This is a genomic window from Pseudomonas sp. S30, from assembly GCF_016518545.1.
Classification (GTDB): domain Bacteria; phylum Pseudomonadota; class Gammaproteobacteria; order Pseudomonadales; family Pseudomonadaceae; genus Aquipseudomonas.
The window spans coordinates 136,009-155,566 of the sequence record NZ_JACVTO010000004.1 but is presented as its reverse complement, the minus strand read 5'-3'; the positions used below and the strand labels follow the sequence as shown (position 1 = coordinate 155,566).

Below are 19,558 nucleotides of genomic sequence, written 5' to 3'. Positions count from 1 at the left end.
GAAAAACCAATGGAAGCACTGGTTATACATACAGAACCGCGTACCTGGCAAACGCAACGGACCGACGGTCCGCGCGTAGAGTCGGTCGCTGCCAGCCAGGTCATGAACCAGCCGTCGCAGCACTCGGGTGTGGCCTGGACGGTCCGATCAGCCGCAGGTGGGTATCACGACGCGCCAGCCTGCGCACCAGCCGCGAGACGATCGGATCGATACGTCCCTCGTACAGGGCACGCAACTGGGCAAGTGACAGACCACTGGTGTCGAGCATCCACTGCACCACGCTCTGCGGGCATGGCTCGCCTTGCAGCGCCTGATGCAGGTGCGGCAAAGCTCCGCGCATTGCCGGATGACAGCGCTCGATGAAGTTCGCCAACCCCTCGCCTCGTTCGGCGAACGGCGCGAACAGCAGGCAGGTCAACTGCACCTCGTCTATACCGTAGGCTCGCTTGAACAGGCCACTGCTCGACTCGTTCGACATCCAGGCAGTGTCGCTGCCCGGCTGCGACCAGTGGACGTACAGACCTTGCAGATGATTCAGATAGGCTGGATCGATGCAGGTCGCAGCCAGCGCCGCACTGGCAGACGGCGAGCGGCGCAGGCCCAGCGCGCTGATCAGCCGATCGTCGGCCTGAGGATGGTTCAGCAGATCATCCACGGCGATCACCCGCAATGCCAACTCTGCCCGAGGCCCGCTCACCGCGTTGCCGGGATCGTGCAGCGCCGATGCCAGCAGGCCGTGCACGCGACCGAGCATTTCGCACAACGCGCCCGCGCAGCGATGCACGGCCGGATCGCCGCGCTCGCCGCTCAGGCGCATCGTCGCGCGACTCCAGGCGACATAGCGCTGACGCTGACGAGCTGGGATAGCGGTGACCAGCGCGCTGGGCGCAGCGCCACAGATCAATAGCGCTCGCAGCGTATCCGCCGCCTCCAGGTGCAGGCGGCTGCCCAGCACAGCCTCCGGCTGTCCCGCCGCAAGATGGCCGAACATCAATAGCATGTCGCGATCTGCATCCAGCGGCTCGACCCCGCACAAGGCCTGGCGGCTGAAACTCTGCACCCGACTGCCACTGGCGGCCAGCAATTCCACCCGCGGGTCGTCTTGCAGGAACAGGGTTGTGCAGGCCTGTTCGAAGGTATCGAGCAGATCGTCGGTAAGCGCGGTCCGGCTGCCCACCACCACCTGCAGACGAAAAGTATCAGGCGCGCGCAAGGCGATGCTCAACTGCGCAGCCCGCAGAAATGCCAGCAGGCTCAAGGTACTACGATCATGACCCAGCACCACCAGCAGCCGAAAATCATGAAGGTATTCGACTCCGCCGGCCGACACCAGCAGTCGCTGGATCAACAGTTGCACCGAGGCGCGTTGAGCCTGGGTCATATGTTCCATCAGACGCTCCAGCACCTGCTGGTAAATGTAGTACATCGCCTGATCATGGATATTGCTCATCGATTATCACTCCTTTCCTTGAGCGCACTTAGCCGCAGGCCAATGAACTGGAAATTGATCAGAACTAGACTTGCGGAATACTCCTACAGATATTTTGGACGTTTCCACGCCTATTATCTTGAACATCTCAGCATCGAGCATGCGCGAGGCCAGAGCCCTGCATTGAGCGGCCTACTGCCGCCTGGACATCATAAAGCCATTACCGATAGCGGCATACTCATTGACACAATGGATTGGCATTTTTGACAACTTCATTGAAGAAAGTAGCACAGACAGGAGCAAAACAATGTGCTTGACGCAAGGACTGGATAGATTATTCAGATGGTCGATTTTAATTATCTATAAAAGTATGCCGGATAGAGGCTATACAACTGTAGGAAGTTTCTGAGCATGAATAGGACGATGAAGGTTGCTGTTCGAGGGCGTAAAAAAGCCGCCCCGCCAATTCTGGTATCTGCATGAGATTTGCCAGGGTTGACGCGGGGCGGCCGGTTTACGCCTCACTGACCATCCGCGAGCATCGCTTCAGGACGAGGATCCCAGCTCCAGTACGATGCGCCCGCCACACGGGCATTCATCCATCAGCCGATGGGCCTGTACCGCCTGCTCGAACGGAAATACCCGGATGATCTGCGGCGTCAGCAGTTTATCGGCAGTGAACTGATTGATATCACGCAACGCCCGCTGCATCGCCACCTGGTCCTGGGCGATGCCCAGCTCCGGCTTGCCCGTGAAGTTGCCGATGCAGTGCACGTGGAACTGGATGTTCTTCTGGAAGGCCGCGCACGCCGGGAACGGTGTCTGGTTGCCGCCCTGCAGGCCGTACAGGACCAAGCTGCCACGAGGTGCCAGGACATCGCCCAGCAGCGACATCTGCGGCCCACCCATTCCGTCGAGAACCATGTCGACCCCCCGGCCATCGGTGTGCTTGCCGATCTGCATGAGCAGATCCTGCTCCTCTGTGACGATGACCTTGTCGGCTCCCAGGCTCAACAGATAATCGCGCTGCTCCGGCTCCTTGGTGGCGGCAAACACCCGCAGGCCCAGGGCCTTGCCCAGTTGCACGAAGGCAGGCCCCGCGCAATGGCTAGCATCGGTGACCAGGGCAGACTGCCCTGCCTTGGCACGGGCAAGATCCACATAGGCGAAATACGCGATCAGCAGCGGAGTGTAGTGAACGCTCGCTTCCACCGGGGTGAGATGCTCGGGGTAGCGGGTAATGGCGGTGCGCGGCAGCACGATGACCTCGCCATAGACCGGGTGCTCGTTGGGACTGGTGGCGGGGAAACTGGCCACGCGATCACCGATGGCGATATCGTCGACACCTTCGCCGACCTGGGTCACCACACCCGCCATTTCATGACCGATACCAGCCGGCAGGCGCGCATGGGACGGGGCCAGGTTCTGCCGCCAGAGCACGTCATACCAGCTCACGCCGATGGCTTCGACGCGCACCTGCACTTCGCCGGCGGCGGGCGACGGTTCAGCCTGCTCCTCGCAGCGCAGCACATCGGCCGGGCCGAACTTGTGGAACCGGATCATGCGGGACATCGCCTACCTCACCTTTATGACTCTCGTATTACCACGAACTTTATCGGGGCTTTGCCGGTTAGACCATCAGTGGCCATTAATAGTCGACATGCCTGCGATTGATCCGAGGCCGGTAAATCCGTGCAGATTAGCAGTCTTTGCCCTTACTATTCATCCCGACCCATTTGAGCAAGGTGGCACCAACCGATGAATCGCAACGATCTGCGCCGAGTAGACCTCAACCTGCTGATCGTGTTCGAAACGCTGATGCACGAACGCAGCGTGACCCGCGCTGCCGAAAAGCTGTTCCTTGGTCAGCCGGCGATCAGCGCGGCGCTGTCACGGTTGCGCAACCTGTTCGACGACCCGCTGTTCGTGCGTACGGGCCGCAGCATGGAGCCCTCGGCACGGGCACAGGAAATCTTCGCCCTGCTCTCTCCGGCCCTGGACTCGATCTCCACCGCCGTGAGCCGCGCGGCCGAGTTCGACCCCGCCACCAGCACGGCAGTGTTTCGCATCGGCCTGTCGGACGACGCCGAGTTCGCCCTGCTGCCGCAGTTGCTCAAGCGCATCCGCGCCGAGGCGCCAGGCATCGTGCTGGTGGTGCGTCGGGTCAACTACCTGTTGATGCCGACGCTGCTGGCCTCGGGCGAAATTTCCGTCGGCGTCAGCTATACCTCCGACCTGCCGGCCAACGCCAAGCGCAAGGTGCTGCGCCGCAGCAAACCCCAGTTGTTGCGCGCCGACAGCGTACCCGGCGCGCTCAGCCTGGACGATTTCTGCGCCCGCCCCCACGCGCTGGTGTCCTTCGCCGGCGACCTGTCGGGTTTCATCGACGAAACTCTGGAAGGCATAGGCCGCAAGCGACACGTGGTACTGGCCGTGCCGCAGTTCAACGGTCTGGGCAGTCTGCTGGCCGGCACCGACATCCTCGCCACCGTGCCGGACTACGCCGCCGAAACCCTGATCGCAGCAGGCGGCCTGCGCGCCGAGGACCTGCCGCTGGAGGTGCAGACCTTCGAACTGCACATGGCCTGGCGCGGCGCCCAGGACAATGACCCGGCCGAGCGGTGGTTGCGGTCGCGGATTCAGATGTTTTTCGGGGATCCTGAGAGTCTTTAGTCGCCGCCGGATAGGCTGTTCATCTGATCATCTCTGCCTTTCCACAAACCATGGAGCTCTATTTACTTCCAGTGGATTGCTACATTGGGGGCATATTTGAGGGCATGCTATGGATGGTTTGAAAAGGATGCCCCCAGCCTGAGGCCAAGCAGGTTATAGATGGCGATGGGTGGACTGAGGGAGATATGAACCCGCGACCCTACCCCGTCTCAATGACCGAGCCGTAGTGAGCTCACCACCCGCCAGGCTGGACAAACGCGTGCAAATGTAAAAAAATTATGATGGCATAATGCCTCGTCAACCGGCAAAATCCACACGCTCCCAACGGATTTGAAGGACCGGTTCCGATGACATGGCCAGTCACGCTAAAACTCGACAGTGCAGCCTACCCGCTCAGCGTGGTGCAACGCGCCGCTTATTGCCTGGCCGACACTGTCACGATCCAGGTCGGTATTGAAGCCAATCAGATAAGCCTCACGGCCCACCCCGCTGAAGCAAGGCTAACGCTTTCCCCAGAGCAAGCTTACTCGCTGATCCTTCAGCATCTGAACGACTTCGCCCTACGCGACCATATCAACCGCGAAACAGTAGGGTTGCGCGAAGTCCTGGCCCGAGCCGCGCTCGCTGGATGTGGGATTTCCCAGTGACACTGATTGCGACAGACGCCAAGCACTACCGCTTGCTGCCTTTTCGATTCATGCGCATGAACACGGGAAATGACCGTGACATCCTGCTCACCTCCGATACCGGTGAGTACATGCACGTGAACGACGCGCAATTACGAGCCCTCAGTTACTTCGACCTTCAAGCAACTACGCCTTTTTACAAGGACCTGCTGGCCCGCCACTTCATCTACGAACCAGGCCGCCACGATCCGTTCCCGGAAATGGCTGCGCAGTATCGCAGCCGCAAGGACTTCCTCTTCCAGGGGCCTGCACTGCACTTGTTCGTGGTTACATTGCGCTGTAACCACACCTGTCAGTACTGCCAAGTGTCGCGGGCCCCTGTGGGAGGGTCCGGACACGACCTGTCGGAAGCGGATGCACAAGCGGCGGTCGATCGCCTGTTCGAATCGAACGCCCCTGCCCTCACTGTGGAGTTTCAGGGTGGCGAGCCGCTTCTGGCCTTCGAACGCGTCCGCCAGATCGTCGAATGGGTCGTTGAGCGGAACGTGGTCGAACAACGGGATATCCAGTTCGTCATCACCACCACGCTGCACCACCTGACGGAGGAAATACTCGACTTCGCAGAACAAAATCGCATCCAGTTTTCGACTTCGCTCGATGGGCCGGCGCCCTTACACAATGCTAACCGCCCTACCCCGTCACGAGACTCCTACGAACGCACTGTAAAAGGTATCCAGTGGGTCCGTGAGCGCCTTGGCCATGATGCGGTTTCCGCACTGACCACGCTGACTTCAAGGAGCCTCGAACAACCTGAAGCGATCATCGATGAGTATGTAAGCCAGGGTTTCTCCAGCATCTCGCTTCGACCTCTAAGCCCTTATGGGTTTGCCACCAAGAGTGCCCATCGACTTGATTACCCTATTGAGCGATACCTGGCCTTCTACAAGAAAGCACTGGCCTATTTGCTGCACATCAACCAGCAGGGCGTATACCTCTCAGAGAGTTACACAAGCCTGCTGCTGAAAAATATCCTGACACCCTTCTCCTCCGGGTACGTAGACCTGCGATCCCCTGCTGGCGCTGGCACTGCAGCACTGGTTTACAACTATGACGGCTACGTCTATCCCTCGGACGAAGCCCGAATGCTGCTGGAAATGGGTGAAGACGGCTTGCGGCTCGGCACTGTGCAGCAACCCTTGTCGGAATTACTCGCATCGCCAGTTATGAATGCGTTGCTCGCCAGTGGTGTAGCAGAGACGCTGCCGGGCTGCTCCGATTGCGCACTTGTCCCGTACTGTGGCGCTGACCCTATCGAGCACTATGCCCGCCAAGCTGATCCGATCGGACACCGAGTGTTCAGCAGCTTTTGCAAGAAGAACATGGGGCTTCTGAAGCATCTATTCGGTCTGCTTTACGATGGCGACGATAACGTGCAGAGGGTGCTGCTGTCCTGGTTGAACAGGCGCTCTTACAACGATGTCCGGTTCCCGGGTTACAGGGGCTGATGGCGATGCTGCGCAAAGATACCCACTTCGAAATCCATCACCTGAATGGGCCGAAACTGCTCAAGGTCATCACGCTGGATGAGTTTATCGAACAAGGCCTGGCTGTTTGTGCCGGAAGCGCTGAGTTAGGTGACCTGCTATTTTGGCTGCCAAACGAAGAACGGCTACGGAGTCCGCATCTGCTGTCATTGCCAGTGGGTGGATTCCTGATCCCAGAGCCATTGATCGGCGACTTCGACAGCGCGCGACCATATCTCCACACACCCAAAGATGCGGATGTCGTGCAGCCCGGCGACGTCATTGCCATCACGCCAGGCAACACGTTGGTGCGAGTACTCTATCGACGAGGCTCAGACAGCAACCTGCTGTTCATGACCGATCGTTGCAACAGCCTCTGTCTGATGTGCTCGCAGCCGCCCAAAGATATCGATGACCGTTGGCACATCGAGGAGAACCTACGGCTGATCGACCTGATGGACCCGGGCGAGGAGAATCTGGGAATCAGCGGCGGAGAACCAACGCTTTATCGCAACGGCCTGCTGGAAATCCTGGCCAAGTGCAAAGCCGTTCTGCCGCAGAAATCTATTCATGTACTCAGCAACGGGCGCCTGTTCCAAGACCCGAGCTGGATCGCAGCGCTCTCTGCCATCGGCCACCCCCAGTTGAGCTGGGGCATCCCGCTGTACGCCGACAATGCCGAAGACCATGACCATGTGGTACAGGCTCCAGGCGCGTTTAGCGAAACTCTGCAAGGTCTTTACAACCTGGCGCGGGCCAACCAAATCGTCGAAATACGTGTGGTGCTCAATCGCCTGACTACGCCACGCTTGCCCGAGCTCGCCTACTACGTGTTCAGAAACCTGCCCTTCGTGCATCATGTTGCGCTGATGGGTATCGAAAGTACCGGCCTGGCCAGGAAGAACTATGAAGAATTGTGGATTGACCCGCTGGACTATCAGCAGTCGTTGAGCCAGGCCGTGTATTTCCTTTTCAACCGCGGGATGCCGGTTTCGATCTACAACTTGCCCCTGTGCCTGATCCCGGCACACCTCTCACGTTTCGCCCGCCAGAGCATCTCGGACTGGAAGAACCTGTTCATCGATACCTGCCAACAATGCGCTGCCGTCAAACATTGCTCTGGCTTTTTCAAATCCCACACCGACCGCTGGCAGAGCCGCGGCGTACAACCACTATCGACCGAAGCCTTTAGTGCCTATGCAAGGAGTGCACAGTGAAATTGCTCGACCGCTGGAAAGTCCTGATCAGTGGGATCAGCCTGCTGCCAATGGTAAGTACCACCCTGGCACAGGTGGGCTCTATGCCGCTCGCCGATGCTAAATGGCAACCCATCGACAAGCTACAGCCCCCAGTATTTGCCGATACGCTCAATGCGCCAGACACCGTCAACATCTATGCGGCACATCGCTCGCACAGCTCGCACCGGTCCCACAGCTCGCACAGCTCTCACTACAGCGGCTCTGGGGGCTATAGCGCACCTCGCTACTACAGTCCACCCGCGACCACTACCCGAAGCTACAGCACATCGAGTACACCGAGCAGCACACCAAGCAGCAACAGCCTTTATCAGTCGTCTGGCACTACCCGCGGGACCAGCTCGAACACGTCAAAGAGCCGCGCGACCAATGAGCAGAAAAGTAACCTGGTCACCCGTGTGCAGACCGCGCTGATGGTGCGTCAGTATTACCAAGGCGCCATTGATGGGGTGATGGGTAAAGCGACGCGTGGTGCGTTGATGGCCTTTCAGATGGACAGTGGGCTGACAGTCAATGGTCGGATGGATACGCCATCGCTGAATGCGTTGGGGATCAAAATCCCCTGAGTCGCTTTGGGTTGAAGCTGGCGCAGATTCAACAACGCACGAATTTCCCGTGCTGCACAACACTCAAGTCGGCAACACTCGCTAGAGGTTGCTCGACCATCTGCAAGATGACTCCCCGGGAGGTAGAGTAAGTAATCCTGAGGTGGTTGTTGAGCACCTGCCCCGCTTACACTTGGGAGCAGAACACCATGATTGACCACGTAAGGACTATTCCTTACCATTCGATCAATCGACCCGGGAGATCACCCATGCCTGCCATCCACGAAATCGCCACGCTGACCTCGAAGGGCCAGGTCACACTGCCCAAATCCGTTCGCCAGCTACTGGGCATTGATACAGGCGGCAAGATCGCATTCGACGTACGCGACGGTGAAGTCGTGGTCAGCCGTGTAGAAGCCATCCATGAGGATCCTGCCATCGGCGCATTCCTGGGTTTGCTGGAGGCTGATGTCCGAAGCGGACGTAACCTCACCACCCTGCCGGAAGACTTGGCGCAAACCATGCTCGCCAACGCAAATCACTCCGTAAACCTGGACGAAGATATCGATGGTGAGGTCGCGATCTGATGCTGCAACATGGCTGGACATTGTTGTTCCATGAAGGTGTGACTTTACAGCTACGCAAATTGCAAGAAGCCGCCGCCCGGGTCGAGCAAAACGACCCACAAGGTTTTGAAAGCAACGCCAACGTGAAGCTGTTTCGGGCATTGAGCCATCTGATCATGGAGGCTGTACCAACCGACCCGGGCCGTGATGAGTTCCGCCAAGGCAACACGCTGGGCACCGCCTACCGACATTGGCGCCGCGCAAAAATCGGCAGGCGCTTTCGGCTGTTCTTTCGCTACGACTCAAGATCCAAGGTCATCGTCTATGCATGGGTCAACGACGAAAATACCCCACGGTCCGCAGGCAGCAAATCCGCTCCCTACGCCGTATTCGAGAAGATGCCGGGCCACGGCAATCCTCCTGATGACTGGGACGCGCTGATTGCTGCGACGCGTAGTGACTGGGATAAGCCCAAAGCGTAAGCGGCACGCTTTGGCAAGTGATAACACGTTCAACACCGCCCCTCAGTGCGTCCACTCTCTTCCACTCGTAACCACTGCAAAAAGGTGTACTTCTAGGGGTACAAATTCAATTTCCGACTCATAACTTGTTGATTCGCATGGATGCCCAAATGTTTTTTGGGGATCCTGAGAGTCTTTAGCAGTCATTCGGCGGGTTGTTCAGCTGATCATTTCTGTTTTCCCGCAGGCCATCAAGGGCCATCCATTTCCAGAAGATGAGGATCCTGTGCCTGGGAGTGGTGTCGCTCCTCCTGCTGTGCTTGCGAGCCTTCATCCTGCTTATGCTTGATCAGCAGAAAATCCAAAGATCCTATCAGCGCTACCACCAGTGCGCATGAGGCACTCACCTTCGCAGGGATAGATTACATCGCCCTGCGAGCCAGCATGGATCACCGACTTGCAGCGGCCACCGATAAGAATGCTGCGGCCCGTACCTCCTACCAGCCCATTATTGCCACCAGCGCCGGGTTACCGGAGCCGCCCCCCCCCCCAATGCGATGGTCGGCCCGGCTTATGCCGAGTTCAGCACCTCGCCTTTGTCCCCGGAATTTTTCTGTCATCACTGTAAATATAGAGTTCGAGGTCCAGGCATCTGTGAGTGAACCGTTGCCTTGAAAATCTAGCCATGTAAGATCCGCGCTTCGTGGTGCGCAACGTCTCCAAATACAAGTCCTTTAACCCACCCTGCGGTACGAATCAACTCCTTAGTCAACTATGTTAGACAGCACAAACGTCTTAGTTGAGTCAATAATTTTTTTCCAGGCATCCAACTTATCCGGCGTAAAACCGACTGCTACCTTTGACGCTAACTGCTCAAGAAAGAACTCTCCCTGGCAGCTATAGACCTTGCCTCCATTTCGACCGCCTAAGCACTCAAAAACAGCCTGTATGTCACCGTCTTCTTCGCGCCAATAATATTCATTAGTGTTCTCTGGAAATGTCTTATCTTGCCGTCGGGTGAGGTAAAGCCCCAGCGACTCAACATACTCAACGGGCTCGAGCCCCCCTTCTTGATCACGACCGAGAAGAAAATTTAGCCGCGACCGCAGATCGAAGCCATTGCTTTCAGTTGGTGTTAGCACAATATCCAAACCTTCAAATCTCAGTCCCTGTTGAAAATACTTGGCTTGGTTCGGCGGCTGAAAATCGGGCCAGGACACCACCATGGGTAATGAAACGAGATCTATAGCGCACCCCGTGTGGCGACGGAACGTTTCCTTGTCCCAAGAACTTTCACCCTCATACTCTGCCCAGAACATCACATAATGGCGTGGTACGGATATCGTCTTCCCGAAGACTCGACCACAAACCGGCTGTGTGGAGTCGGGCGGCGAGACCACCGTTTTCTTCGGAGACTCCACTATCAAAAAAATAAAAAAACAGAAAATAGGCAGCAGAATGATCGCACTCATTATTCGCAGCAATTGCCACACACAAGTATATAAGCCTACGATAAAAACACCAACCCTCACATGTACCTTCCCATTACCGAACCGTTTACTTTTGCCAAACAATCAACGCTCAAGAAATCCCCCATCTGACTTCACGGTGAATTTATCATTATTAAGCTGACAAGGCTAAAGCCATCGAAACCTGAAGAAAAACTCAAAAGCTTGTCGGGATGAGTTTACCACTACATCATACGATGGCCCACATGAGCTGAAGCACTGGAGAGGTCACCGATCGCGTCTGAACCGCGCTGCATTATTAGCGTGCACGCCTTCGGTTGCGCTGCGGATGCACTCGAGGAACTGGGTGCGGAAAGAGGTGCCGGGTTTATCTGCACGCTGACAGAGAACTTTCCATCTCATACCGCTCACCCAAGCTACATGTGCTACCGCCCTGGTTTTTACGGGCAGAATGTTTCTTTAATTAAAAGCGCTTGGCAAGGCCGGATAACCATTGATACAGCGGGCAACTGCTCGTTCAAACTCGCCCTTTGAGCATCCCGTGATTCACCAGCAAGGTACGCATGGCATTACGGGTAATACCCAGCAACTCGGCGGTGCGCAACTGGTTGAAGCCACAATGGGCGAAGGCCTCGCGCACCAACAGGTCCTCGATATCGTCGAGCAGCGAATCGCCGGGGGTGTCGAACAGCCGTAGCAACTGCTCGCGAATCACCTCCTGCGGCAGTTTGACCACGCTGCTGGCCCCAGCGGACAAGGCGCTGAGCCCCGCCGAGAACTTCAAGTGCTCCGGGCGGATCGGCTTGTCGCCCGCCACCAGCAGGGCCAGGTGCACGACGTTCTCCAGTTCTCGAATGTTTCCTGGCCACGGATAGTCCAGCAATGCCTGGGCGGCGGACTCGGACACCATCGGCTCGGCGATCTTCAAGCGTGCGCTGTAAAGCGCGCGGAAGTGCTCCACCAGCGGCAGGATATCCAGCGGACGCTCGCGCAGCGGCAACACCGCGACCTGGGCAACATTGATGCGATAGAACAAGTCGAGGCGGAAATTGCCCGCCTCCACCGCCTGCTCCAGATTGACGTTGGTGGCAGTGACCAGGCGGATATCGATCTTCACCGGTTTACGCGAGCCGACCCGTACTACTTCCTGCTCTTGCAGCACCCGCAGCAGCTTGACCTGCAGGGGCAAAGGCAGATCGCCGATCTCGTCGAGAAACAGGGTTCCGCCGTCCGCCTCCTCGAACCAGCCGACACGCCGGCCGGTGGCCCCGGAGAAGGAGCCCGCCTCGTGGCCGAAGAACTCGCTTTCGGCAAGGTTCTCGCTAATCGCCCCGCAATTCACCGCGACGAAGGCCCCGCTGCGTCCGCTGGCGGCATGGATGTAGCGCGCTACCAGTTCCTTACCCGTGCCGGTCTCGCCGTTGATCAGCACCGGTGCCTCGCTGGGCCCGACCCGTTGCAGGTATTCCAACAGTTGCCGCGAGCGCGGGTCGGCGAAGACCAGAGCCTTGGCCCGGATCGACAGGGGATCCTTGGCACCGTTGGGCAGCGTCAGAATCGGGGTCGGATGTCCCTGAGAACCGCTCATGGCAAATACGTCCCGATGTTCGCTGTAAGAAAGTTGCCACTGTAACGCGGGCCTGCTTATAGCCAGAAATATTAAAAAAGCATTAGAAAATAACTGCCTTTCTGGATTGCTGATTCTGCAACAACTTGCTTCACCTAGTGCTGAATATCAACCAGTGAGTCCCAGCGGCTCGCCTGCTCTGTCATGAAGGCGACGTCGTACTTGATGAACCCGGTGGCCCTATCACGGACAAGCCAGGAATCACGTACCCATAGTCAACCCGATCAAACCCGTTGCACAGGCTCCAGCAGGTCAACCCGCGCCAGCAACCCCTCGAACGCCTCCAGCACCTCCCCCGGCTTCTCCAGCATCAACTGATGCCCACAGTTCTCCAGCACCCGGAATGTCGCCTGCGGCAGCTGCCGGGCCAGTTCCTCGCCGCCCTGAGCCGGGGTCAAGCCATCACGGTCACCGGCCACGACCGCGATCGGCACCTCAAGCCGCGTCAACGCCACGGAATCCGGCCAACGTGCATGGGCGACCAGCGCCTTGAACACCCGCAGCGAATTGCCTTGGGCCAGCCCATCCTCATAGGCCACTAGCGCCGGATCAGCCTTGGGATGCCAGGCCGCCTGGCGAAAACCCCGGGCCAGGCGCGGCCTGAAAAATTCCAGGACCCACACCGGCAAGTTCAGCAGGCCTTTGCGCTTCAACGGCCTGTGCAACTGGCTGCCCAGCAGCAAGGCCGCCTCGATTTTCACCGCCGGGCCCGCCAGCAAAGCGCTCAACGCCAGCCCGGTGCCGAACGAGTGGGCGACGATGACGTTGCGCTGCCCACCAAAGCGCCGCAGTACCTCAAGCTCGTCCGCCACCAGCTCATTCCAGGCATAGGCCCTGGGATCGTTGGGTCGGTCACTGGCACCATGACCGAGCAGGTCCCAGGCCACCAGGCTGTAGCCGCGCCGGCCCAACTCGCGCCAGAGCTCGCGCCACTGGTCCTTGTTGCCGCCGCCGCCATGGCCAAAGAACACCACGCTGTCACCGCCCGCCTGATAGGCCACGCTCAGCCGCCGGCCGGGACGGATCTGCAGCAGTTCGCCGCGCACGTGCGGCAGGTCGCGATAGTCAGCCATGAGCCGTTCGTACCTCTTCTGAAAGCGAATGAACGGGGCGGGAAAGCCCCAGGTGATCACGCAAGGTCCGGCCCTCATAGGCACGGCGGAACAGCCCCCGGCGTTGCAGTTCGGGCACCACCAGTTCGACGAAGGCTTCCAGCCCCCCGGGCAGGTACGGCGGCATCACATTGAAGCCATCCGCGGCGCCCTCGACGAACCATTGTTCAAGACAGTCGGCAACCCGCCGCGCATCGCCGACCACCACCAGGTGCCCCCGCGCCGCCGCCATGCGCAGGTACAGCTGACGGATGGTCAACCGCTCGCGGCGAGCCACGGCGATCAGCAGGTCGCGACGGCTGACCCCGGACTGGGTCGCTGGCAGCTCCGGCAAAGGCCCGTCCAGTGGATGGATCGACAGGTCCGTGCCTCCGGCAATGTCCGCCAGCAACGACAAGCCCACCTCGGGCTGAACCAGAGCCTGCAACCGCTCGAACAGCGCCTGCGCTTCGGCATTGCTCTGGGCGACAATGGGCAGCACCCCCGGCATGATCTTCATCTGCTGCGCCTGACGCCCATGGCGCGGCAGCATGCCCTTGAGCTGGCGGTAGAACTGCTTCGCAGCCGCCAGCTCGGGCTGGGCAGTGAAGACCATTTCCGCATGGGCGGCGGCCAGTTCGCAGCCGGCCTTGGAAGCGCCCGCCAGCACCTGCACCGGCGCCACGCCTTTTAGCGCCCAATGCGCCCGCACCCGCTCAAGGAAATCACGGGCCAGGACATAACGCCGGGCATGCTCGACATGAGTGTCGAGACCGAAATTGAAGGCTTCCTCGGCATTGCTGGACGTGACCAGGTTCCAGCCGGCACGTCCGCCGCTCAGGTGCTCGAGCGAGATGAAAGCACGGGCCACACTGTCGATGCTGTTATAGGACGTGGTCACGGTAGACACTAGTCCAATGCGCTCGGTGACGGCTGCCAGCCCTGCGAGCAGGGTCAGCGGCTCGAAATGCTCGGTGCGCGACATGCGGCTCAGGGCGGCATGGCTACCGGGCAGCATCGCCAGCGTATCGGAAAGAAAGATCGCATCGAAACAGCCGCGCTCGGCGGTCTGTGCCAGGTGCCGGTAATGCTCGAAGTCCAGCCCGCCATCGGCCCGGGCTGCAGGATGCCGCCAGCCGGCGACATGGTGCCCGGTGGCCATGAGGAAGGCATTGAGGCTCAGCATGCAGCCACCTCCGCTGCCTGCGGCGCCAGGCTGTGTCGAACACCGCCAAGCAGTTCGCGGGTATAGGGGTGCTGCGGGTGATTGAGCACACGCGCCGTGTCGCCCGACTCCACCACCTGCCCACGCTGCATGACTGCGATGCGGTCACACAGCCGAGCGGCGACCCGCAGGTCGTGGGTGATGAAAACGATGGCGAGCTTCAGACGCCGTTGCAGCGACTCCAACAATTCAAGGATCTGCACCTGGACCAGGGCATCCAGGGCCGAAACGCATTCATCGGCGATCAGGATCTTCGGCTGTACCATCAGGGCCCGGGCAATGCCGATGCGCTGGCGCTGGCCGCCGGAAAACTCGTGGGGGTAACGCTGCAGTGCAGTAGCCGGCAGCCCCACCAGCGCCAGCACCTCACGCGCCCGCCGCGCCGCCTCGTCGCGACCCACGCCCAGGGCCAGGGGCCCGGTCATCAGGATGGTGTCGATGCACTGGCGAGGATTGAGCGAGGCGAAGGGGTCCTGAAAGATCATCTGCACCGCGCCGCGCAAGCCGCGCAGGCGCGACTGGGACAGCTCGCCGACGTCCCGCCCCTGCCACTGGATGCTGCCACCGTCCACTGCCAGCAGCCGCACCAGTGCCCGGCCCAAGGTCGATTTGCCCGAGCCGGATTCACCGACGATTCCGAGGGTTTCACCTTCCACCAGACGCAGGTCGACCCCGTCCAGCGCGCGGGTGCTGCGCCGCCCCCGCCAGCCGGCGCGGCGACTGAAGACCTTGTCCAGCGCCTTCGCCTCCAGCACCACCGCCTCGTCGTGCAACGCCGGGCGTGGGTGCAGGGCGCTGGCGCTCACCGCCGCCAGTAGTTGCCGGGTGTAGCTTTGCTGCGGTCGTTGCAGCACCTCCAGAACCGTGCCCTGCTCCACCAGCCGGCCTTTTTCCAGGACCAGCACACGGTCGGCGATGGCCTCCACCACGGAGAAGTCGTGGGTGATGAACAGCATGGCCATGCCTTTTTCCTGCTGGATACGCCGCAGCAGGGCAAGGATCTGCGCCTGGGTGGTGACATCCAGCGCCGAGGTCGGCTCGTCGGCGATCAGCAGACCCGGGGCGAAGGCCAGTGCCATGGCGATCACCACGCGCTGGCGCTGGCCACCGGACAGCTCGAACGGCAAGGCATGACGCAGGCGTTCGGGATCCGGCAGGCCGACATACCCCAGCAGCTCGATCACCCGCCGCCGCCGCGCGGCCTTGCTCTTGATGCCATGGGCCTGGAGGGTCTCGTCGATCTGCCGGCCGACGCCGAGCAGTGGGTTCAGCGCGCTCATGGGCTCCTGGAAGACCATGCTGATGTCCCGGCCACGCAACTGGCGCATGGCCTCTTCATCGTGATCGGCCAGGTCCTTGCCGCGAAAGGCGATACGCCCGCCCTCGACCCGCGGACCGGGCGGCAACAGGCGCAGCAACGCCTTGGCCAACATGGACTTGCCCGAGCCGGACTCGCCCACCACACACAGGCACTCCCCCGCCGCCAGAGTCAGGGACAGGTCATGCAGCGCATGGCTGCGGTCGGCACCCGCGGGCAAGGCGATACGCAGGTGCTCGATGGTCAATAGTGCACTCATGGGAAATCTCCAGGCCGACGGGCCGCGTCGAAGGCGACCCGCAGGCCCTCGCCGACGCGGTTCACCGCCAGCACGCAAAACAGGATCGCCAGCCCTGGCAGCAGGCTCATCCACCAGGCCTCCCGCAGCAGGCCACGGGAGGCATTGATCATGTAGCCCCAGCTCATCGCCTCCGGATCGCCCAGGCCGAGAAACGCCAGGGCCGCCTCGGTGAGAATCGCCGTGGCCATGACGAAGGTCAGGATCACCAGCAATGGCGCCAGCGCATTGGGCAGGATCTGCTGGAACAGGATGGCCAGCGGCGACTGGCCGAGCACCCGCGCCGCCTGGACGAATTCCCGCTGACGCAGGCTGAGGAACTCGGCGCGCGCCAGGCGCGCCACCGCCGGCCAGGCCACCAGGGAAATGGCCAGAACGATGGAGCCCAGCGAGGGTTCGAGGATCGCCACCAGGATCACCGCCAGCACCAGTTGCGGAATGATCTGGAAGAACTCGGCAATGCGCATCAGCACGCCATCCAGCCAACCGCCGAAGTAGCCGGCGATGGCCCCGAACACCAGGCCCACCAGCAGAGTTGCAAGGCTAGCCAGCAGCGCCACCGCCAGGGACACCCGTGCGCCATACAGCAGCCCGGCGCCGAGGTCGCGACCGAGCAGGTCGGTGCCCAGCCAGTGCGCGCTGTCCTGCAAGGGCGCCAGCATCGGCTGCGCGGCCATCTCCCAGGGGTCGCCCTGGCTGATCCAGGGTGCGGCCAGGGCCAGCAGGCCCAACAGCAGCAGCCAGGCCGCACCGAGCAGGGCCGAGCGCTGGCCGAGAAAACGTCTTCCTACGGAAAGAGTACTCATGCACTCTGCCCTCCAGCCCCGATACGCGGGTCGAGCCAGCGACACAGCAGATCGGTGAGCAGGTTGAAACCCACCACCAGCAGCGAGATCAGCACAAAGCCCCCCATCAACACGCCGTAATCCCGTTGCGCCAGGGCGTCGTACATCAATCGGCCAATGCCTGGCCAGGAATACACGACTTCCACTAGCAAGGCGCCGCTGGCCAGTTGACCCAGTTGCAGGCCGGCGAAGGTCACCACCGGCAGCAAGGCATTGCGCAGCACGTGCCCAAGCAGGATGCGCCGTGGACGCAGGCCCTTGGCCCGGGCGGTGTAGACGTATTCCTGCTGCATGGCTTCAAGCGTCGCGGCGCGGGTCAGGTGGATGTACAGGGCAAGGAACAGGAAGCTCAGCGACAGGCACGGCAGCAGCAAGTGGCGAAGCCGGTCGGCCAGCCAGGCGCCGCCGTGCAGGTCGCGGGCGACGCTCTCCATGCCGAACGCCGGCAGCCAGTCGAGCTTCACCGAAAACAGCAGGATCAGCAGCATCGCCAGCCAGAAGGTCGGTACGGCATAGAGCAACAGCGCGCCCTGGGAGATCACCCCGTCGAGCCAGTGCCGGCGCTGCCGGGCACGGGCGGCGATGACCCCGAGGGTGACACCCAGCAACGACGACAGCACGAAGGCCGAGCCCATCAGGCTCAGGGTCGCCGGCAGGCGCTCGGCCAACAGCGCCCAGACGCTTGTCTGGTTACGGTAGGAATAGCCGAGATCCAGTTGCGCCACCTGGCCGAGGTAGATCAGCAGCTGCTGCTGCAGCGGCTGATCCAGGCCCATCTGCTGGCGCAGGTTGGCGATGAAGGCCGGATCGTCCACCCCGGCCTCCCCCGCCATCAGTAACGCTGGATCGCCCGGCGCGAGGCGGATCAGCACGAAGCACAATACCAGTACCCCGACCACCATCAGGGCGGCGCGGCCCAGGCGCGCGCCGAAGAACCACAGGCCGTTCATGGCGCGGGAGCGTCGAGGTAGACGCTCTCGTAGTCTTCATTGAGGCTGGTGGCGGTGCGCAGCAGGTTGTGCACCTGAGTGTGGTAGAGGGTCGGGTAGCGCATCTCGAAGATCGGTGCGATGGGCAGATCCTGGTTCAGCAGTCGCTCAAGCTGGCTGTAGAGTTTTTGCCGTTCCGGCCCCTCGGCGGTGTCGGCGACCTGGTTCCACAGGCGGTCGGCCTCGGGATTGGCATAGCCGCTGACATTGGCGAAGGGCGAGGTCTTGACGATGTAGTCGGAGCGGTACAGGTAGGCATTGGTCAGATAGGGGTCGCCGATCTGGAAAATGAAGTTGTAGGTCAGGTCGAAGTCCCAGTCGCTGACCCGCTGGAACCAGGTCGCCGCGTCCGAAGTCACCACCTGGACTTTGAAGCCGAGCGGCTGGAGAGCCTGTTTGGTGTACTCGGCAAGGCGCTCCCAGGCCCCGCCTTTCTCGCCGTTGAGCAGGCGGATGCGCACCGCGCCGACGTCCACCCCGGACTCGGCGATCAGCGCCTTGGCTTTCTTCAGGTCGTAGGCGTACTGCGGCAGTTGCGGGTCGTGATAAGGCGAGCTGGAGACGAAGGGCCCCTGGGACACGCGGCCGGCGCCGAAGAAGATGTTGTCGACGATGAACTGACGGTTCAGCGCGGTGAGGATCGCCTGACGGACCTTGGGGTTGTCCAGCGGCGGCTTGCGCGTGTTGATCTGCAGGAAGGCCAGCCCGGCGTACAGCTCGTAGCCCTGCTCCGAGGACTTCACCCCCGGCAGCCCCGAGAGGCGCTTGAGATCGGCGTAGTCGGCATCGCCGGCGCGCAGCACCTGCACGTCGTTGCGCTCGAAGGCGGCGGCGCGGGAGGCGCCGTCGGGGATCACGTGGAAAATCACCCCGTCCAGGTGCGGCAAGCCTTTTTTCCAGTAGCCGGGGTTTTTCGCCAGCTTGATGTAGGCGCCGCGCTTCCACTCCTGGAAGACGAAAGGCCCGGTGCCAACCGGCTTGAGATTGTAGGGATTGGCACGCAAATCGGTGCCCTCGTACAGGTGCTTGGGCACGATCGGCCGCAATCCGCTGCCCAGAGACGACAGCAGCGGCGCGAACGGTTTCTTCAGGTGGAAGGTGACCTGCAGCGGCTTGCTCGACTCGATGGACGCGACGAACTGCTCGAAGATCGAGCCAATGCGCTTGTCCACCTCGGGGTAGAACGTCTGGAAGCTGAACAGCACGTCCTGTTCGGTGAACGGTTTGCCGTCGTGCCAGGTGACGCCGGGTTGCAGGTCGAAGGTGTAGGTCAGGCCATCGGGCGAGACACTCCAGCTTTTCGCCAGCACCGGTTGCGGTTTGAGCTCGGTGTCGAAGGTGAGCAGGCCTTGCAGCACCTTGCCACTGACGTACTGGGTGGACACGTGGGTGACGACCCCGTGCATCAGCGACGGCGGCTCCGGCTGAGCCACCAGGCTGAGGATGCCCCCGTCCCGTGGTTCAGCCTGGGCATTGCCACCGAGCAGCGCGGCGAAGGCCAGCAGGGCCAGTCCCAGGCTCTTCAGGGGGTGACTCGGGGGGCGATGAGGCGCGGGCATGGTGACTCCTTGGCAAATGGTCTGCTGGGGATTTAGCAAGCGCTATGCCATGGGATTG

The 19,558-nt window shown here is 61.0% G+C and carries 17 protein-coding genes; 7 read left to right on the top strand and 10 right to left on the bottom strand.

Features of this window, described 5'->3' with window-relative positions; genetic code table 11:
- Positions 1 to 100: 100 nt before the first annotated feature.
- Entirely contained in the window at positions 101 to 1,450 is a 1,350-nt protein-coding gene (locus tag IAE34_RS06580; protein ID WP_200138063.1) for a hypothetical protein, read from the bottom strand.
- 525 nt (positions 1,451 to 1,975) lie between these two features.
- The gene (locus IAE34_RS06575; protein WP_200138062.1) at positions 1,976 to 3,001 is read right to left on the bottom strand and encodes a zinc-dependent alcohol dehydrogenase family protein; all 1,026 of its coding nucleotides are present in this window, start codon (positions 2,999 to 3,001) and stop codon (positions 1,976 to 1,978) included.
- 186 nt (positions 3,002 to 3,187) lie between these two features.
- On the opposite strand from IAE34_RS06575, the gene IAE34_RS06570 reads away from it, so the two are divergent.
- The 7 genes from IAE34_RS06570 (at position 3,188) to IAE34_RS06540 (ending at position 9,100) form a co-directional block, all read left to right on the top strand.
- Positions 3,188 to 4,102 (top strand): LysR family transcriptional regulator, encoded by a 915-nt coding sequence (locus tag IAE34_RS06570; RefSeq protein WP_233630979.1) that lies wholly within the window; start codon positions 3,188 to 3,190, stop codon positions 4,100 to 4,102.
- Between the two features lie 347 nt (positions 4,103 to 4,449).
- The gene (gene hxsD / locus IAE34_RS06565; protein WP_200138061.1) at positions 4,450 to 4,749 is read left to right on the top strand and encodes a His-Xaa-Ser system protein HxsD; all 300 of its coding nucleotides are present in this window, start codon (positions 4,450 to 4,452) and stop codon (positions 4,747 to 4,749) included.
- A complete protein-coding gene (gene hxsB / locus IAE34_RS06560; protein WP_200138060.1) occupies positions 4,746 to 6,233 on the top strand; it encodes a His-Xaa-Ser system radical SAM maturase HxsB in 1,488 nt (495 codons plus the stop codon). Before hxsD ends, hxsB begins: the two co-directional genes overlap by 4 nt.
- Positions 6,233 to 7,468 (top strand): His-Xaa-Ser system radical SAM maturase HxsC, encoded by a 1,236-nt coding sequence (gene hxsC, locus IAE34_RS06555; protein ID WP_200138059.1) that lies wholly within the window; start codon positions 6,233 to 6,235, stop codon positions 7,466 to 7,468. The genes hxsB and hxsC overlap by 1 nt, the downstream gene beginning before the upstream one ends.
- Positions 7,465 to 8,073: a His-Xaa-Ser repeat protein HxsA gene (gene hxsA, locus IAE34_RS06550; RefSeq protein ID WP_200138058.1), complete on the top strand. Its 609-nt coding sequence runs from the start codon at positions 7,465 to 7,467 to the stop codon at positions 8,071 to 8,073. The genes hxsC and hxsA overlap by 4 nt, the downstream gene beginning before the upstream one ends.
- 248 nt (positions 8,074 to 8,321) lie before the next feature.
- Positions 8,322 to 8,639, top strand: a complete 318-nt coding sequence (locus IAE34_RS06545; RefSeq protein ID WP_200138057.1) for a type II toxin-antitoxin system PrlF family antitoxin — start codon at positions 8,322 to 8,324, stop codon at positions 8,637 to 8,639.
- On the top strand, positions 8,639 to 9,100 hold the full coding sequence (locus tag IAE34_RS06540) for a type II toxin-antitoxin system YhaV family toxin (protein ID WP_200138056.1): 462 nt from the start codon (positions 8,639 to 8,641) through the stop codon (positions 9,098 to 9,100). The genes IAE34_RS06545 and IAE34_RS06540 overlap by 1 nt, the downstream gene beginning before the upstream one ends.
- Positions 9,101 to 9,843: 743 nt before the next feature.
- On the opposite strand, the gene IAE34_RS06535 is transcribed toward IAE34_RS06540, so the two are convergent.
- From IAE34_RS06535 to IAE34_RS06500, 8 genes are all read right to left on the bottom strand, one after another.
- Positions 9,844 to 10,551 (bottom strand): hypothetical protein, encoded by a 708-nt coding sequence (locus tag IAE34_RS06535; RefSeq protein WP_200138055.1) that lies wholly within the window; start codon positions 10,549 to 10,551, stop codon positions 9,844 to 9,846.
- Positions 10,552 to 11,065: 514 nt separating this feature from the next.
- Positions 11,066 to 12,136: a sigma-54 interaction domain-containing protein gene (locus tag IAE34_RS06530; RefSeq protein ID WP_200138054.1), complete on the bottom strand. Its 1,071-nt coding sequence runs from the start codon at positions 12,134 to 12,136 to the stop codon at positions 11,066 to 11,068.
- Between the two features lie 263 nt (positions 12,137 to 12,399).
- Positions 12,400 to 13,248 carry an alpha/beta fold hydrolase gene (locus IAE34_RS06525; RefSeq protein ID WP_200138053.1) on the bottom strand — a complete coding sequence of 283 codons (849 nt, stop codon included), beginning with the start codon at positions 13,246 to 13,248 and terminating at the stop codon, positions 12,400 to 12,402.
- Positions 13,241 to 14,452 carry an LLM class flavin-dependent oxidoreductase gene (locus IAE34_RS06520; protein WP_200138052.1) on the bottom strand — a complete coding sequence of 404 codons (1,212 nt, stop codon included), beginning with the start codon at positions 14,450 to 14,452 and terminating at the stop codon, positions 13,241 to 13,243. The genes IAE34_RS06525 and IAE34_RS06520 overlap by 8 nt, the downstream gene beginning before the upstream one ends.
- On the bottom strand, positions 14,446 to 16,068 hold the full coding sequence (locus IAE34_RS06515; RefSeq protein ID WP_200138051.1) for a dipeptide ABC transporter ATP-binding protein: 1,623 nt from the start codon (positions 16,066 to 16,068) through the stop codon (positions 14,446 to 14,448). Before IAE34_RS06515 ends, IAE34_RS06520 begins: the two co-directional genes overlap by 7 nt.
- Positions 16,065 to 16,913, bottom strand: a complete 849-nt coding sequence (locus IAE34_RS06510) for an ABC transporter permease (protein ID WP_200138050.1) — start codon at positions 16,911 to 16,913, stop codon at positions 16,065 to 16,067. The genes IAE34_RS06515 and IAE34_RS06510 overlap by 4 nt, the downstream gene beginning before the upstream one ends.
- Positions 16,910 to 17,902 (bottom strand): ABC transporter permease, encoded by a 993-nt coding sequence (locus IAE34_RS06505; protein WP_200138049.1) that lies wholly within the window; start codon positions 17,900 to 17,902, stop codon positions 16,910 to 16,912. The genes IAE34_RS06510 and IAE34_RS06505 overlap by 4 nt, the downstream gene beginning before the upstream one ends.
- Complete coding sequence (locus IAE34_RS06500; RefSeq protein ID WP_233630977.1) at positions 17,899 to 19,500, bottom strand: ABC transporter substrate-binding protein; 1,602 nt, start codon at positions 19,498 to 19,500, stop codon at positions 17,899 to 17,901. Before IAE34_RS06500 ends, IAE34_RS06505 begins: the two co-directional genes overlap by 4 nt.
- Positions 19,501 to 19,558: the final 58 nt, after the last annotated feature.